Origin of the sequence: Xanthomonas sp. SI (assembly GCF_014236855.1) — a bacterium.
Taxonomy (GTDB): domain Bacteria; phylum Pseudomonadota; class Gammaproteobacteria; order Xanthomonadales; family Xanthomonadaceae; genus Xanthomonas_A.
On the sequence record NZ_CP051261.1, the window covers coordinates 1,405,713 to 1,420,798 of the forward strand.

At 71.2% G+C, this 15,086-nt stretch carries 10 protein-coding genes; 5 read left to right on the top strand and 5 right to left on the bottom strand.

What is annotated here, in order from left to right; all coding sequences use genetic code 11:
• Positions 1-146: 146 nt before the first annotated feature.
• The 4 genes from pqqE to pqqB are packed head-to-tail and all read right to left on the bottom strand — an operon-like array spanning position 147 to position 3,211.
• The gene (gene pqqE, locus HEP75_RS05930) at positions 147-1,268 is read right to left on the bottom strand and encodes a pyrroloquinoline quinone biosynthesis protein PqqE (protein ID WP_185825781.1); all 1,122 of its coding nucleotides are present in this window, start codon (positions 1,266-1,268) and stop codon (positions 147-149) included.
• Positions 1,265-1,543 carry a pyrroloquinoline quinone biosynthesis peptide chaperone PqqD gene (gene pqqD, locus HEP75_RS05935; protein WP_185825782.1) on the bottom strand — a complete coding sequence of 93 codons (279 nt, stop codon included), beginning with the start codon at positions 1,541-1,543 and terminating at the stop codon, positions 1,265-1,267. Before pqqD ends, pqqE begins: the two co-directional genes overlap by 4 nt.
• Positions 1,540-2,286: a pyrroloquinoline-quinone synthase PqqC gene (gene pqqC, locus HEP75_RS05940; RefSeq protein ID WP_185825783.1), complete on the bottom strand. Its 747-nt coding sequence runs from the start codon at positions 2,284-2,286 to the stop codon at positions 1,540-1,542. Before pqqC ends, pqqD begins: the two co-directional genes overlap by 4 nt.
• Before the next feature lie 25 nt (positions 2,287-2,311).
• A complete protein-coding gene (gene pqqB, locus HEP75_RS05945; RefSeq protein WP_185825784.1) occupies positions 2,312-3,211 on the bottom strand; it encodes a pyrroloquinoline quinone biosynthesis protein PqqB in 900 nt (299 codons plus the stop codon).
• 399 nt (positions 3,212-3,610) lie between these two features.
• On the opposite strand from pqqB, the gene HEP75_RS05955 reads away from it, so the two are divergent.
• Together HEP75_RS05955 and HEP75_RS05960 are read left to right on the top strand one after the other, a co-directional pair.
• Positions 3,611-5,767, top strand: coding sequence for a bifunctional (p)ppGpp synthetase/guanosine-3',5'-bis(diphosphate) 3'-pyrophosphohydrolase (locus HEP75_RS05955; RefSeq protein ID WP_185822511.1), 2,157 nt, complete (start codon positions 3,611-3,613; stop codon positions 5,765-5,767).
• Positions 5,768-5,829: 62 nt separating this feature from the next.
• A complete protein-coding gene (locus HEP75_RS05960) occupies positions 5,830-7,359 on the top strand; it encodes a hypothetical protein (protein WP_345776775.1) in 1,530 nt (509 codons plus the stop codon).
• A gap of 347 nt (positions 7,360-7,706) precedes the next feature.
• On the opposite strand, the gene HEP75_RS05965 is transcribed toward HEP75_RS05960, so the two are convergent.
• Positions 7,707-9,803, bottom strand: coding sequence for a glycosyltransferase (locus HEP75_RS05965; protein WP_185825785.1), 2,097 nt, complete (start codon positions 9,801-9,803; stop codon positions 7,707-7,709).
• 93 nt (positions 9,804-9,896) lie between these two features.
• Here HEP75_RS05965 and mrcB point away from each other — a divergent pair, with 93 nt between their 5' ends.
• The 3 genes from mrcB (at position 9,897) to HEP75_RS05980 (ending at position 15,048) form a co-directional block, all read left to right on the top strand.
• Positions 9,897-12,341 (top strand): penicillin-binding protein 1B, encoded by a 2,445-nt coding sequence (mrcB, locus tag HEP75_RS05970; RefSeq protein ID WP_185825786.1) that lies wholly within the window; start codon positions 9,897-9,899, stop codon positions 12,339-12,341.
• A gap of 16 nt (positions 12,342-12,357) precedes the next feature.
• Positions 12,358-12,882: a hypothetical protein gene (locus tag HEP75_RS05975; protein WP_185825787.1), complete on the top strand. Its 525-nt coding sequence runs from the start codon at positions 12,358-12,360 to the stop codon at positions 12,880-12,882.
• 165 nt (positions 12,883-13,047) lie between these two features.
• Positions 13,048-15,048: an ATP-dependent DNA helicase gene (locus HEP75_RS05980; protein WP_185825788.1), complete on the top strand. Its 2,001-nt coding sequence runs from the start codon at positions 13,048-13,050 to the stop codon at positions 15,046-15,048.
• The last annotated feature ends 38 nt before the right edge of the window (positions 15,049-15,086 follow it).

The following is a 15,086-nucleotide window of genomic DNA, read 5'->3' on the forward strand; positions in this document are numbered from 1 at the left end:
GATCCGGGCAGTGGGATGCGAGCTAGTGTAGTCGCAAGCCGCACCGCCGGTGCCGGGTGCGTGGCGGCGCGCCGTCATGCCGGGTTGCGCGCCATCCACGCCGCCGCCGAGCGCCGCTGGCGCAGGCGGACAGGGCGATCCGACGCTCAGCCGGTGCCTGGCTCGGTGGCGGCGTGCGGCCGCGCCGGACGCCGGTACACGAATTCCGGCGCCGCGCCGGCCGCCTCGCGCTGGGCCAGCGCCTGCAGGTCGGCATGCTCCGGCGCGCGCTCGCAGACCGGGTCCAGCGTGGCCGCGTCGCCGCTCAGCGCCAGCGCCTGGCAGCGGCAGCCGCCCCAGTCGATCTCGCGTTTCGGACAGCCCTGGCACACCTCCGGCATCCACGCCGTGCCGCGGTAGCGGGCGAACGCCTCGCCGTCCTGCCAGATCGCCGCCAGCGGCCGCTCGCGCAGGTTTTCGAACACCATGTCCGGCAGGGTTTCGGCGGCGTGGCAGGGCAGCACGTCGCCGCGCGGGGAAATGTTGACGAAGCGCTGGCCCCAGCCGCCCATGCAGGCCTTGGGCCGGTGCGCGTAGTAATCGGGGGTGACGAAGTCGATGGTCAGCCGCTCGCGCAGCCGTTCGCGCGCCGCGGTCACCGCGACCACGGTGGCGTCGATCTGCGCGCGACTGGGCATCAGCGCGGCGCGGTTGCGCAGGCCCCAGCCGTAGTACTGGGTGTGGGCCACTTCCAGGCGTTCGGCGCCCAGTTCCAGCGCCAGCTCGATCATCGCCGGCACCCGTTCGGCGTTGTGGCGGTGGATCACCGCGTTGATCGTCAGCGGCAGGCCGAGCGCGGTGACCGCGGCGGCGAAGGCGCGCTTCTTGGCCAGGCTGTCGCGGTAGCCGGCGATGAAGTCGGCGCTGGCGGCGTCGGCGTCCTGCACGCTCAGTTGCACGTGTTCCAGCCCGGCGGCCGCCAGTTGCGCCAGCATCGGCGCGCCGCCGGCCACGCCGGAGGTGATCAGATTGCTGTACAGGCCCAGCCCGCGCGCATGCGCGACCAGCTCCGGCAGGTCCTTGCGCAGCATCGGTTCGCCGCCGGAGAAATGCGCCTGCAGCACACCCATCGCCGCGGCCTGGTCCAGCGCCGAGCGCCAGCCGGCGGTGTCCATCTCCTCGCGCAGGGCGGCCAGGGCGATCGGGTTGGAGCAGTACGGGCAGGCCAGCGGGCAGCGGTGGGTCAGCTCGAGCAGCAGCGACAGCGGCGGCGGCACGGTCGCGTTCATGCGCGCAGCAGGCGCTTGCGGTGCAGGTCCGCGGCCAGTTCGAGCACGTCGCGCTCGACCTCGGCCGGATCGGCGTCGAACTCCGTGGCCAGTTCCGCGGCGATCGCCGCCAGCGAGCGCACACCGTCGCAGCGCGAGACGATCGCATGCGCGATCTCGTCCAGTTCGACCACTCGTTCCGGCGCCAGCAGCACCCATTGCGCGCGGGTGCGGTCGTGCTGCAGGCGCACGCCGACCGCCAGTCGCGGGCAGCTGTCGGGCGCCAAGGCGCTCATGCCGCCGCCTGCGCCGGTGCGGCGACGAATGCCTCCGGCCAGGCCACGCCGGGTTGCACGTAGGCGAAGTGCAGTGCGTCGAGCTGCGACCACAGCACGCCGCACTTGAAGCGCAGCGCGTCCTGCACCAGTTGCTGCTTTTCCACCGTGTCGGCGTGGCGCTTGACGTAGTCCAGGGCGAAGTCCGAATCGCGCGGCGCCTCGTGCAGGCGGTGTTCGAAATACGCCAGCGCCTCGCGCGAGACGAAATCGTAGTGCTGCAGCATGCCGGCGACCCGGCGGCCGATGATGCCGGGCGCGAACAGCTCGGTCAGCGACGAGGCGATCGCCTCCAGCAGGCTCTTCTCGCGCACGAAGTGCAGGTAGGCCTGCACCGCAAAGCGGGTGCCGGGCAGCAGCGCACGGCCGGATTGCACCAGCTCGCGGTCCAGGCCCAGCGCGTCGGTCAGGTGCAGCCAGCGCGCGATGCCGCCTTCGCCCTCGGCGCTGCCGTCGTGGTCGACGATGCGCTGGCGCCAGATCCGGCGCAGCGCCGGATCGTCCATCCGCGCCAGGATCGCCGCGTCCTTCAACGGGATGCAGCGCTGGTATTCGTAGCGGTTCAGCGCCCAGGCCTGGACCTGGCCGCGTTCGAGCCGGCCGCTGTGCAGCAGCGCGTGGAACGGATGCTGGTCGTGGTACAGGCGCGCGCCGATCGCGCGCAGTTCCGCTTCCAACTGCTCGGGGCTCAGCAATGCGTTCACGGGCGGATGCTCGCAGGGGGAGTGTTCACAGGGTGATGGCCATGCCGTCGTGGGCGACGTCCCAGCCGTGCGCGGCCACTGCCGCGCGCTCGGCCGAGCCGGCGTCGAGGATCGGGTTGGTGGTGTTGATGTGGATGAAGACCTTGCGTGCCACGTCCAGGTCGGCGAACGTACTCAGGGTGCCGGCCTCGCCATCGATGCTGAGATGGCCCATGCGCTGGCCGGTCTTGGCGCTGACCCCGAGCTGCACCAGTTCGTCGTCGCGCCACAGGGTGCCGTCGAAGAACACCAGTTCGGCGCCGCGCAGGCGTGCCCGCAGCGCGTCGGTCATGGCCGCGCAGCCCGGAATGTAGTGGAAGCGATGGTGGCCATCGTCGATGGTCAGCCCCAAGGTCTCCTCGTCGGAGCCGGCCAGGTCGCCGCTGTGGCGGCTTTCCATGAACAGCGGCACCTTGCCCGGCACCGCGAACGGGGTCACCTGCAGGCCGAGCAGCGACAGCGGCGTGTCCAGGGCGAAGGCATGGCGCTGCACGTAGGCCGGGTGCAGCGCGTCGAAGATCGGATTCTGCGCCAGCAGGTCCAGCACGCGGCCGCTGGCATGCAGGTCGAAGCGCTGGCTTTCGCGCATCGACAGCAGGCCGGCGATATGGTCGATCTCGCCGCTGGTCAGCAGCACGGCTTCGATCGGGGAATGGCGCAGGTCGCGTTGCGGCCACAGCGCCGGGGTCGCCAGCAGTTGCTGGCGGAAATCGGGCGAGGCGTTGATCAACAGCCAGCGCTGGTTGTCGGCGCTGACCGCGATGCTGGCCTGAGTACGACGTTGGGCACCCGCAAGCTGTTGCCATGCCCGCAGGCTCGCGGGTGTGTGGCAGTTCCATTGCGGGTGCCCGCCGCCGGCCGCCGATCCCAATACGATGAGGTGCATCCGGCCTCCGTCTACGGCGCCTGGCCGGTCACGCATCGTCTCGGGAACGGGGCTGTCACGCGATCAAAGCTCGCCGGAGGCGTAACAGTTGATTTCCGCACCGACGCAGATTTCGCGGATCACAGGCTTGTTCCACTTCTTCATGGGCGTTCCTCTTCGGGTGGGATCACAGGGCGACGACGACGACATCGGTTTCAGCGGAGCGCGGCGTCGGTTTCGAGAATAGGCTTGCCCCTTACGGGTGGTGTGAAATTTCCGGTAAGGCCGGCCAAGTCGCAAGCCGGTCACAATGAGCTTCCGGTGCGTATGCGGTCGCGGCGGTCCGCGCGGCGCGCAATTGTGGCCAGGCGCGCAAGCGCGCTAGTGTAGGCAGCACCGCTTCGTCACGACCATCCGTCCTTGAATCACTCTCCCCATCCCGGCCTGGAGGCGCTGCTGCAGCGTCCGGCCGCCGCTGCGCTGGCGCCCGCGCTGCGCGAGGCACTGCTGCAGACCTGGCAGGCGCAGCCGGAACAGACCGCGCGCGCGCCATGGCCGGTGCTGGCCGATACGCTGGACGCGCTGGCGCTGCTGTCCGCCGACGAAGCGGCGCTGCTGGCCGCACTGCTGTTCGACCTGCCCGGCTTGCGTGCGCAGCTGGCGCAGTTGCCGGTCGCGCCGCCGGCGCGGGCGCAGGCGGTGGTCGGCCTGCTCGACGGCCAGGACGCGGCCGACCAGGTCTGGGCGCTGCACGCCGGGCGCGAGGCCGGGCGCAACAGCGAGGGCCTGCGCCGGCTGCTGCTGTCGATCGTGCAGGACCTGCGTGTGGTGCCGATCCTGCTGGCGCGGCAGCTGGCGAAGATGCGCGTGGCCGACAAGCTGCCCGAGGCGCAGCGTCGCGCGCTGGCGCAGCTGACCCGCGACATCCACGCGCCGCTGGCGAACCGGCTGGGCATCTGGCAGCTGAAATGGGAACTGGAGGATCTGGCGTTCCGCCACCTGGAGCCGGACACCTACCGGCGCATCGCGCGCGAAGTGGACGAGAGCCGGGTGGCGCGCGAGCGCTACATCGAAGCGGTCAAGAAGCTGCTGTCCAAGGCGCTGGGCGAGCAGGGCCTGCAGGCGGAGATCAGCGGCCGGCCCAAGCACATCTACAGCATCTGGCGGAAGATGCAGAAGAAGCGGCTGGCCTTCGACCAGCTGTACGACCTGCGCGCGGTGCGGGTGATGGTCGACGATGTCGCCGCCTGCTACGCCGCGCTGGGCGTGGTGCACGCGCTGTGGGCGCCGGTGCCCAGCGAGTTCGACGATTACATCGCCCGGCCCAAGGCCAACGACTACCGCTCGCTGCACACCGCCGTGGTCGGCCCGGAAGGGCGCACGATCGAGGTGCAGATCCGTACCCACGAGATGCACGCGCAGGCCGAGCTGGGCGTGGCCGCGCACTGGAAGTACAAGGAAGGCGGCAAGGGCGCGGAGAAGGCGTTCGACCGCAAGATCACCTGGATGCGGCAACTGCTGGAGCAGTCGCAGGACGGCGAGCAGGGCGGGCTGGCCGGCGCGCTGGATGCCGAACTGGTCGAGGACCGGGTGTATGCGCTGACCCCGATGGGCGAGGTGATCGACTTGCCGCAGGGCGCCACACCGCTGGATTTCGCCTACCACGTGCACACCATGGTCGGGCATCGCTGCCGCGGCGCCAAGGTCAACAACCGCATCGTGCCGCTGACCCACAAGCTGCGCAGCGGCGACCGCGTCGAGATCCTGACCGGCAAGGAGGCCGAGCCGCGCCGCGACTGGCTGCTGCCGGCCAACGGCTACCTGGCCAGCGGTCGTTCGCGCGACAAGGTGCGCGCCTGGTTCCACAAGCTCGATCGCGCGCGCAACGTGCAGGCCGGCAAGGACCTGCTCGAGCGCGAACTCAAGCGCCTGGGCCTGCAGCATGCCGATCTGCTGCCGGCGGCGAAGAAGTTCCATGCCGACGGCATCGAGGAGCTGTACATCCAGGTCGCGCTGGGCGACGTCGGCCCCAGCCAGGTCGGCCGCGCCTTGCACGAGGCCGAACGCGCTGCGGCGCAGCCAGCCGCGCCGGCGCTGCCGCGGCCGACCGCGCGCCGCAGCGGCTTGGCCAAGTCCAAGTTCACCGTGCAGGGCGTGGGCAACCTGCTGGTGCAACTGGCGCGCTGCTGCCAGCCGGTGGCCGGCGAGCCGATCGCCGGCTACCTGACCCGCACCCGCGGCGTCACCGTGCACCGCGTCGATTGCGCGTCCTTCGCCCGGCTCGCCGCCAGCAACCCGCAACGGGTGCTGCCGGTGGAGTGGGGCCAGGCCGGCGGCGGCTACGAGGTGGACGTGCTGGTGCGGGCGATGGACCGGCGCTGGCTGCTCAAGGACATCACCAACCTGATCGCACAGGAGGACGCGCACGTGCTGGAGATCAACAGCGACAACGTGCGCGACAGCGGCCGTACCCAGCTGCGGCTGCGGCTGAAGGTCGGCGACTACGGTCAGCTGTCCACCTTGCTCGGCAAGCTCGACGCGCTGCCCGGGGTGGACGAGGCGCGGCGTCTGGGCTGACCCGGGCCGCGCGCTGCGTGCGCATGCATGGTCTTGCCATGCACGCACGCTAAGCTTGCGCGGTGAGCAAGCCGCCAGATCAGATCAAGGACGAACGCCGGCGCCCGCAACGGTCGGTGCCGCTGTGGCGCGATCGCCGTGTCTGGCGTTGCGTGCTGGCGGCCTTGCTGCTGGTGGCGATGACCCTGGTGGTGTTCCGCCGCCCGCTGGCCGATCTGCTGTGGCCGGAAACGCGTATCCAGCAACTGCTCGATCAGGGCAACGCCGCATTGCGCGCCGGCCGCCTCAGCGCGGCCGACGGCAGCGGCGCGCGCGAGCGCTACGAGGCGGCGCTGGCGCTGGACGGCGACCGCTCGCAGGCGCGGGCCGGGCTGGCCGCGACCGGCCGCGCCGCGCTCGGCCAGGCGCGTGCGGCGCTGGCCGCCGGGCGCTATGCGCAGGTGCGCTCGGCGTTGGCGCTGGCGCGCGCGCTGCAGGTGCCGCGCGCCGACGCCGATCGCATCGACGCCGCCTTGCGCCAGCGCGAGGCGGCGCATGCCGGGCTCGACCAACTGCTGCAAAAGGCGGCGCAGGCCCAGCGCGAGGGCCGCCTGGACGGCACGCCCGACGCGGCGCTGCCGCTGTACCGGCAGGTGCTGGAGTTCGCACCGGAACGGACCGAGGCACTGGAAGGTCGCGAGGATGCCTTGTCGGAATTGCTGCAGCGCGCGCAGGCGGCGCTGGCGCGCGGCGACGTGGCGGCGGCCGCGGCGCTGGTGGACAGCGCCCGCGACTACGATCCCGGACACGTCGACCTGCCGGCGGCGCAGGCGGCGCTGAATCGCGCGCTGGAAGCCTTGCAGCGCGAAGCCGATGCCGCGCTGCGCCGGCAGCGGCCGGACGCCGCGGCGCGCGCCCTGGCCAAGCTGCGTGCCGCGGCCCCCGATGCGGCCGGCGTGCGCGATGGCGAGGAACGCGTGGCCGCGGCGTATGCGGCGCAGGCCACGCGCGCCGCGGCCGATTTCCGTTTCGCCGAGGCCGAGCGCGCGCTGCAGAAGGGGCAGGCGATAGCGCCCGACAACCGTGCGCTGGCCGACGCGCGGCAGGCGCTGACGCGTGCGCGGCAAAGCCAGGCCACGCTGCATTCGCCGCTGTCGCCCGCCGCGCGCGCGCGCCGGCTGCAGACAGTGCTGACGCAGCTGCAGGCGGCCGAGGCGCGCGGCGACTGGCTGACCCCGCCAGGCAGCAGCGCCTACGACGCGCTGCAGGCGGCGCAGGTGCTGGCGCCGCGCGATGTGCGCGTGCGCAGTGCCGAGCAGCGTGTGCTGGCGGCGCTGCGGCGCTGCTTCGACGACGAGTTGCGGGGCAATCGGGTGCTGGCGGCGAGCGCGTGCTACGACGCCTGGCGTGCGCTGGCGCCGGGCGGCAACGGCGTAGCCGCGGCACGCCGGCGCCTGGCGCAGCGCTGGCTCGCGGTCGGCGACGAGCGCCTGAGCGCCGGCGATGCCGACTTCGCGCGCGAAGCCCTGCGCCGCGCCCGCGCGATCGATCCGGGCACACCGGAACTCGCCGCGTTCGAGCGCCGCTTGCGGAGTTTGTCGCCTGGGGGTTGAGCGGTTTTGTGTCGCGCCCGACCTTGCAGGAGGCTCCAGTGCCAGCGACGCCAAAGCTTGCTGTTTCTGTCGCGGTTGATTACCCGAGGACGCCGCAACCGCTCCTGCAGAAGCTGGCCGGCATACTGCTTGCGCTTCTTCGGACGCAATCCGAAACCGTTGGATCCACCGCTTCGTTTGTCGCGGCTGAAGCCGCTCCTACAGTGCACCCAGCAAGTTCGCTGCAAGCTTCTGTAGGAGCGGCTTCAGCCGCGACGCCTTACCGGTAGCGCATCCGGTCGATGGCCCGACTCCAGCCAGCGCCGCTTCTGTCCGGTTCTGTCGGGCGTCAACGAATCGCAGCACTCCTAGTCCAGAAACACCTGCCGCACCGTGGCGCGCGCCGCGTCCAGCGAGAAGTGAGTGGCGATGTTGCGCAGGCCGTTGCCGGCGAGCGTGTTCCACAGCGCCTCGTCGGTGTACAGCTGCGCCAGTGCGGCGACGAACTGCGGCGCGCTGTCGGCGATCAGCACGTCCTCGCCGTGGCGCAGGTGCATGCCTTCCACCGCGCAGGGCGTGGCCACCACCGGTTGCCCGTGCGCCATGCTCAGGTTGACCTTGCCCTTGACCCCGGCGCCGAAGCGCAGCGGCGCCACCGCGATGCGGATCTCGTCCATGTAGGCGGCGATGTCCGGTACGTAGCCGTGCAATTCCACCCCGGGTGTGGCCGCGCCGAGACGGCGGATGTCGTCGGGCATGTCGGCGCCGATGCAGTGGAAGTGCAGCTCCGGCAGCAGCGCGCGCAGCGGCGGGAATACCTCGTGCAGGAACCAGCGCACCGCATCCACGTTGGGCGCATGGCGGAAGCCGCCGACGAACACCAGATCGCGGCGCTGCGCCCACGGCAGGCCCGGTCCGGCCACCTCGTGCAGGTTGGAGATCAGCGCGGTGCGCACCTGCGGCGCCTCGCGTTGCAGCTGTTCGCGCTCGACCCCGCTGACCAGCACGGTGACATCGACCTGGGCCATCACCTCCAGCTCGCGCGTGCGGGTGCGTTCGGCCTCGCGCAGCAGCCGTGCGTCGCCGGCCAGCTCGGCGCCGCGGCGCTCGCGCAGGTAGTGCAGGTCGACGGTATCGAACAGTCGCCGCGCCTGCGGCGCGAAGCGGCGCAGCAGCGGCAGGCAGGCGTGGGCGACATGGTGGCGTACCAGCAGTACCGCATGGAAGCGCGCGCCGTGCTGCTGCAGGAACCCGCTCACGCTCTTCAGGTACGGCGCGTACCACACCTCCACGCCGAGCCGCTGCAGCGCCTCGCTGTGGCGGCTGGCGTACTCGCGGCCGCTGGGCACGAACACCACGTGCGCGCCTTCCTGCAGCAGCAGGCGGATCAGGTTGAGCTGGCGCAGCGAGGCCGAGTCGCGGTCCGGCTGCGGCACCGCCTCGTCGAGGATCAGCACCTGGCGCTGCTGCCGGTGCAGTTGCGCCGGGGTTGGCGTGGTGCCTGGCAGCAGCTGCTGCGCCAGCACATCGACCCATTTGGCCGCGAACACGCCGCGGTTGCGCACCTGATAGGCCTTGATGCCGCTGCCGGTATCGGTGCCGTTGCTGGTGCCCTCGTCGTGCACCACTTGGCTCGCTGGCTGCAGCAGGGTGCGCAGTCCGGCCTTGCGCACGGCGAAGGCGAGGTCGGTGTCTTCGTAGTAGGCCGGCATGTAGCGCGTGTCGAAGCCGCCCAGCGCCAGGAAGCGTTGGCGCTCGATCGCCAGCGCCGCGCCAGCGCCGTAATCGATGTCGCGCAGGTAGGCGTAGCGCGGATCGTCCGGCGATTCGAAGCGGCCGTAGCTCCAGGCGCTGCCGTCGGCGAAGACCACGCCGCCGGCTTCCTGCAGGCGTCCGTCCGGGTACAGCAGCTGCGCGGTGACCAGGCCGGCCTGCGGCACCTGCGCGAAGGTGTCCAGCAGCGCGTCCAGCCAGCCCGGCTGCGGCACCGTGTCGTTGTTGAGGAACACCAAGTAGCGTCCGCGCGCGCGCGCCGCGCCGTCGTTGCAGGTGGCGATGAAGCCGCCGTTCTGGCTGCGTACGTGGTAGTGCAGGCCCTGGAGTTGCGGCAGCCAGTGAATGGTCTCGTCGCTGCTGCCGTCGTCGATCACCAGGATCTCGCAGGCCGCCGCCGGCGGGTGCGCGGCCAGCGCGCGCAGGCAGGCGAGGGTATGCGCGACGTGGTTGTAGACCGGGATCACGATGCTGACCAGCGGCGCGTCGCTGGCCGGCACCGCGAAGGCGGCGAACGGCTGCGGCGCGACCGCGAACAGCGTGCGCCGCGGCGGCGGCAACGGCTGCGCATGCACCCGCAGCCGCTGCCAGGTGCTGCGCCAGCCGCGCGCGCGCAGGCTGGCCAGGCCGCGCCGCAACAGGCCGGCAAAACGGTTCAGGGCGTAGCGCAGGTTCGCCCAGGACATCGACATCCGTTGCAACTCCAGCTTAAACAAATGGGACCCCGCGCCGCGCTGCCTGCTGGCCTGCGCTAGACTCGCCGGAATTTACATTCTCGCATCCCCGTGCCACGACGCTACGACGACAACGACACCGACGATCAGGACACCGACGATCTCGACAGCGGCGCCTCGCCCTGGCGCCGGCGCCTGCTCACCTGGGGCCTGGCGGCCACCGCGCTGGGCCTGGGCTTCCTGATCCCGTACACGGTCTATCTGAACAAGCAGGTGACGCAGCGCTTCGGCGAACTGCGCTGGCAGATTCCGACCCGGGTCTACGCCCGCCCGCTGGGGCTGGCGCCGGACACGGCGATGGATGCGCAGACGCTGAAGACCGAACTGGACGCGGCCAGCTACCGCGAGGACGCCGGCGCGCAGCGTCCCGGCACCTACCAGCAGGACGGCAGCCGCTTCGTCATCGCCAGCCGCGGCTATATCGACGTGGACGGCCGGGTCGCGCCCAGGCGCGTGGAAGTGAGCCTGTCCGGCGGCCGCGTGGCGGCGCTGCGCGATGCGCAGACGCGCAAGTCGCTGACCGCCGCGCGGCTGGATCCGGCGCGCATCGCCACCTTGTACGGGCAGAAACAGGAAGAGCGGCGGCTGGTGCGGGTGGACGAAGTGCCCGAGCTGCTGGTCACCGGCCTGCAGGCGGTGGAAGACCGCGACTTCAACTACCACCACGGCATCGACCTCAGCGGCATGGTGCGCGCGGCGTGGGTGATGGTGCGCTCCGGCGGCAAGAGCCGGCAGGGTGCCAGCACCTTGACCCAGCAGCTGGCGCGCAGCGGCCTGCTCGGCATCGGCAAGGAGCAGACGCTCACCCGCAAGTTCAACGAGATCCTGTACGCGCTGATCATGGAAGCGCGCTACGACAAGCGCACCATCCTCGAGGCCTATCTGAACCAGGTCTACCTGGGCCAGCGCGGCAGCCAGGCGATCCACGGCGTGGCTTCGGGCGCGGAATTCTGGTTCGGGCGCGAACTGGATTCGCTGCCGCCGGAGCAGGTGGCGTTGCTGATCGGCCTGGTCAAGGGGCCGTCGTACTACGACCCGCGGCGCTTCCCCGAGCGCGCGATGGACCGGCGCAATTTCGTGCTCGGCAAGCTGCGCGAGAGCGAGCTGATCGACGAACCCACCTACCGCAAGGCGCTGGCCGCGCCGTTGGGCGTGCCGGCCAATCCGGGACTGGTCGCGGCCAACCGCTTCCCGGCCTACGTGGACCTGGTGCGCCGCCAGCTGGCGCGCGACTACCCGGAAAGCGCGCTGCAGGGCGCCGGGCTGAGCGTGCTGACCGGCATGTCGCCGTCGGCGCAGGCCTATGCCGAAGGCGCGGTGACCCGCACCCTCACCGCGCTGGAAACCAACAAGAAGCGCCCGCCGCTGCAGGCCGGGCTGGTGCTGACCGACACCCACAACGGCGACGTGCTGGCGGTGGTCGGCAGCCGCGACGTGTCGCAGCCTGGCTTCAACCGCGCGATCGAGGCGCAGCGTCAGGTCGGCTCGCTGCTCAAGCCGTTCGTGTATCTGCTGGCGCTGGCGCAGCCGGACCACTACTCGCTGGCCAGTTGGGTCGACGATTCGCCGGTGACGGTGCAGCTCAGCCGCGGCAAGCGCTGGACCCCGGGCAATTCCGACAACCGCAGCCACGGCACGGTGCGGGTGGTCGATGCGCTGGCGCATTCGTACAACCAGGCCACGGTGCGGATCGGCATGCAGGTCGGGCCGGAGCGGGTGGCGCAGCTGATCAAGGTGCTGGCCGGGCTCGAGGCCGAGAACAATCCGTCGCTGATCCTGGGCGCGACCGACCAGAGCCCGTACGCGATGACCCAGCTGTACCAGTTCCTCGCCTCCGGCGGCGAGATCCAGCCGCTGCACGCGGTGCGCGGCGTGCTCGATCCGCAGGGCAAGCTGCTCAAGCGCTACGACAAGGCTCCGGCGCCGGCGCAGGAAGGCGATTCGGTCGCCGCCAACCTGGTCGGGCTGGCGCTGCAGCAGGTGGTCAGCAACGGCACCGCGCGGCAGCTGCTCGGCGACGGCCTGGGCAAGCTGACCCCGGCCGGCAAGACCGGCACCAGCAACGATGGCGTGGACAGCTGGTACGCCGGCTACACCGGCGATCATCTGGCGGTGATCTGGATCGGCAACGACCAGAACAAGCAGACCGGCCTGTACGGCGCCACCGGCGCGATGCGGGTATGGTCGGGCATCTTCGCGCGGCTGCCGAGTTCGCCGTTGAAGGTGCAGGGCAAGGGCATCGACTGGCAATGGATGGACCCGGCCGGCAGCAACAGCACCGATCCCAGCTGCCCCGGCGCGCGCCAGTTCCCGTTCGTGGTCGGCTTCGCCCCGGCGTTTGCGCCATGCGCGCCGCCGCAGGCGCTGCCCGAAGAAGGCCAGCCCGCCGCCGAGGGCGAGCAGAGCCGTGGCGGCGGCTGGCGCAGCTGGTTCGGCCTGGACAAGAAGAAAGAAACGCCGCCCGCCGACGCGGCGTCCACCCCTCCGGCGCAATGATCCACGGATGCCTGCCATGACCCGATACGCCCCTACCGTCGCCATCGCCGCGCTCAGCCTGCTGCTGGCCTCCTGCGTCAGCGCGCCGCCGCCGCCGCCCCCGCCGCCGGTGGACACCACTACCCCGGCGCAGCGCGTGGCCGTGATCGACGCCAGCGGCGGTGCCGACGACACCGAACTGAGCGTGCAGCCGTTGCGCGATCCGCAGGTCGAGGACCTGCGCGACAGCGCCAAGCGCAAGCGCGCGGCCGGCGACCTGGCCGGCGCGGCGGCGGCGCTGGACCAGGCCCTGCAACTGGTGCCGGAAGATCCGGCGCTGCTGCAGGACCGCGCCGAACTGGCCTTGCTGCTGAAGGACGACGCGGGCGCCGAGGTCTTCGCCAAGCGCGCCGTGGACCTGGGCTCGCAGACCGGTCCGCTGTGCCGGCGCCACTGGGCCACCATCGAGCAGTCGCGCCTGGCCCGCGGGCAGAAGGAGAACGCGGCGTCCGCGCATGCGCATATCGAGGGCTGCACGGTGGCGGGGATCAAGCGGTATTGATTGAGAGCTGGGATTGGGGATTGGGGATTCGGGATTGGTAGAAGCGACGGCGGTTCGGTTGTTTGTGGCAGGCAGATATCGCCACTTCGGTGGGCGCACTAAATAGCGAAACCGACGTGCCGCTCTAACGAATCCCCAATCCCGAATCCCCAATCCCGGCCCCCAATGTCCCTCAGCCATGCCAGCACCGAAGCGCTCAGCGAAGGCGGTGCGCTCGCCCGCCAGCTGGATGCGTTCGTGCCGCGTGCGGCGCAGCTGCGGCTGACCGCGGCGATCGCCGAGGCGTTCGAGCAGCGCGATGTGCTGCTCGCCGAGGCCGGCACCGGCACCGGCAAGACCTATGCGTACCTGGTGCCGGCGCTGCTGTCGGGGCTGAAGACCATCGTCTCCACCGGCACCCGCGCGCTGCAGGACCAGCTCTACCACCGCGATCTGCCGCGGGTGCGCGCGGCGCTGGGCGTGGGCTTGAACAGTGCGTTGCTGAAGGGCCGCGCCAACTATCTGTGCAAGTACCGGCTGGAGCAGGCCAAGGGCGAGCCGCGCTTCACCTCGCGCGAGCAGATCGCGCAGTTCCAGCGCATCGTCGCCTGGGGCGGGCGCACTCGCTTCGGCGACATCGCCGAGCTGGAGGCGCTGCCCGACGATTCGCCGCTGCTGCCGATGGTCACTTCGACCATGGACAACTGCCTGGGCACCGAATGCCCGTTCTGGGGCGAGTGCTTCGTGGTGCAGGCGCGGCAGCGCGCGCAGGCCGCCGACGTGGTGGTGGTCAACCATCACCTGCTGCTGGCCGACCTGGCGCTGAAGCAGGAAGGCTTCGGCGAGATTCTGCCCGGCGCGCAGGTCTTCGTCATCGACGAGGCGCATCAATTGCCGGAACTGGCGGCGAACTTCTTCGGCGAAAGCTTCGGCATGCGCCCGCTGCAGGAGCTGGCGCGCGACTGCCTGGCCGAGAGCCGCCACGTCGCCGGCGCGCTGGCCAGCCTGCAGGCGCCGGTGCAGGCGCTGGAGCAGGCCTTGCGCGAACTGCGCGCGGCGATGGAAGGCTTGCCCACCCGCGGCACGCAATGGCGGCTGCTGGCCAAGCCGCAGGTGCGCGACGGTTTCGATGCGCTGCTGGCGGAACTGGCGCGGCTGCAGGAGAGCCTGGCGGCGCTGCGCGAGGCCTCGCCTGGTTTCGACGCCTGCGCTGCGCGTGCGCAGGAGATGCGCGCGCGCCTGGGCCATTGGCTCGGCGACGACGCGCCGATCGCCGATTTCGACGCCGAGCCGGAACCGCCGTCCAACGATGTGCTGTGGTACGAACTCAGCGCGCGCGGCTTCCGCTGCCAGCGCACGCCGCTGGACGTGTCCGGCCCGTTGCGCCTGCATCGCGAGAAGTCGCACGCGGCGTGGGTGTTCACCTCGGCGACGCTGGCGGTGAAGGGCGATTTCGAGCACATCGCCACCCGCCTGGGCCTGAGCGATCCGATGACCCTGCTGCAGCCCAGCCCGTTCGATTGGGCGCGGCAGGCGCTGTGCTATCTGCCGGCGCTGCCGGATCCGAACGCGCGCGGTTTCGGCACCGCCTTGATCGCCGCGCTGCATCCGGTGCTGCAGGCCTCGCAGGGCCGCGCCTTCCTGCTGTTCGCCTCGCACCGCGCCTTGCGCGAAGCCGCCGAGGCATTGCGCGACGGGCCATGGCCGCTGTTCGTGCAGGGCGAGGCGCCGCGCGCGAGCCTGCTGCAGCGTTTTCGCGAGTCCGGCAACGGCGTGCTGCTCGGCTCGGCCAGCTTCCGCGAAGGCGTGGACGTGGTCGGCGATGCGCTGAGCGTGGTGGTGATCGACAAGCTGCCGTTCGCCGCGCCGGACGATCCGGTGTTCGAGGCGCGGCTGGACGCGATCCGCCGCGACGGCGGCAACCCGTTCCGCGACGAACAGCTGCCGCAGGCGGTGATCGCGCTGAAGCAGGGCGTGGGCCGGCTGATCCGCAGCGAGACCGACCGCGGCGTGCTGGTGCTGTGCGATCCGCGCCTGCTGTCCAAATCCTACGGCCGCACTTTCCTGGAATCGCTGCCGCCGTTCGCGCGCACCCGCGATGTCGAGGACGTGCGCCAGTTCTTCGGCGCCGGCGCCGCGGCGCCGGTGGATAATCACGAACACGTCGCGTCGCCGCCGTTCGACTAGCCAGCGCACGGCATCCGCTTTTTCGCCCTCGCTTCGCT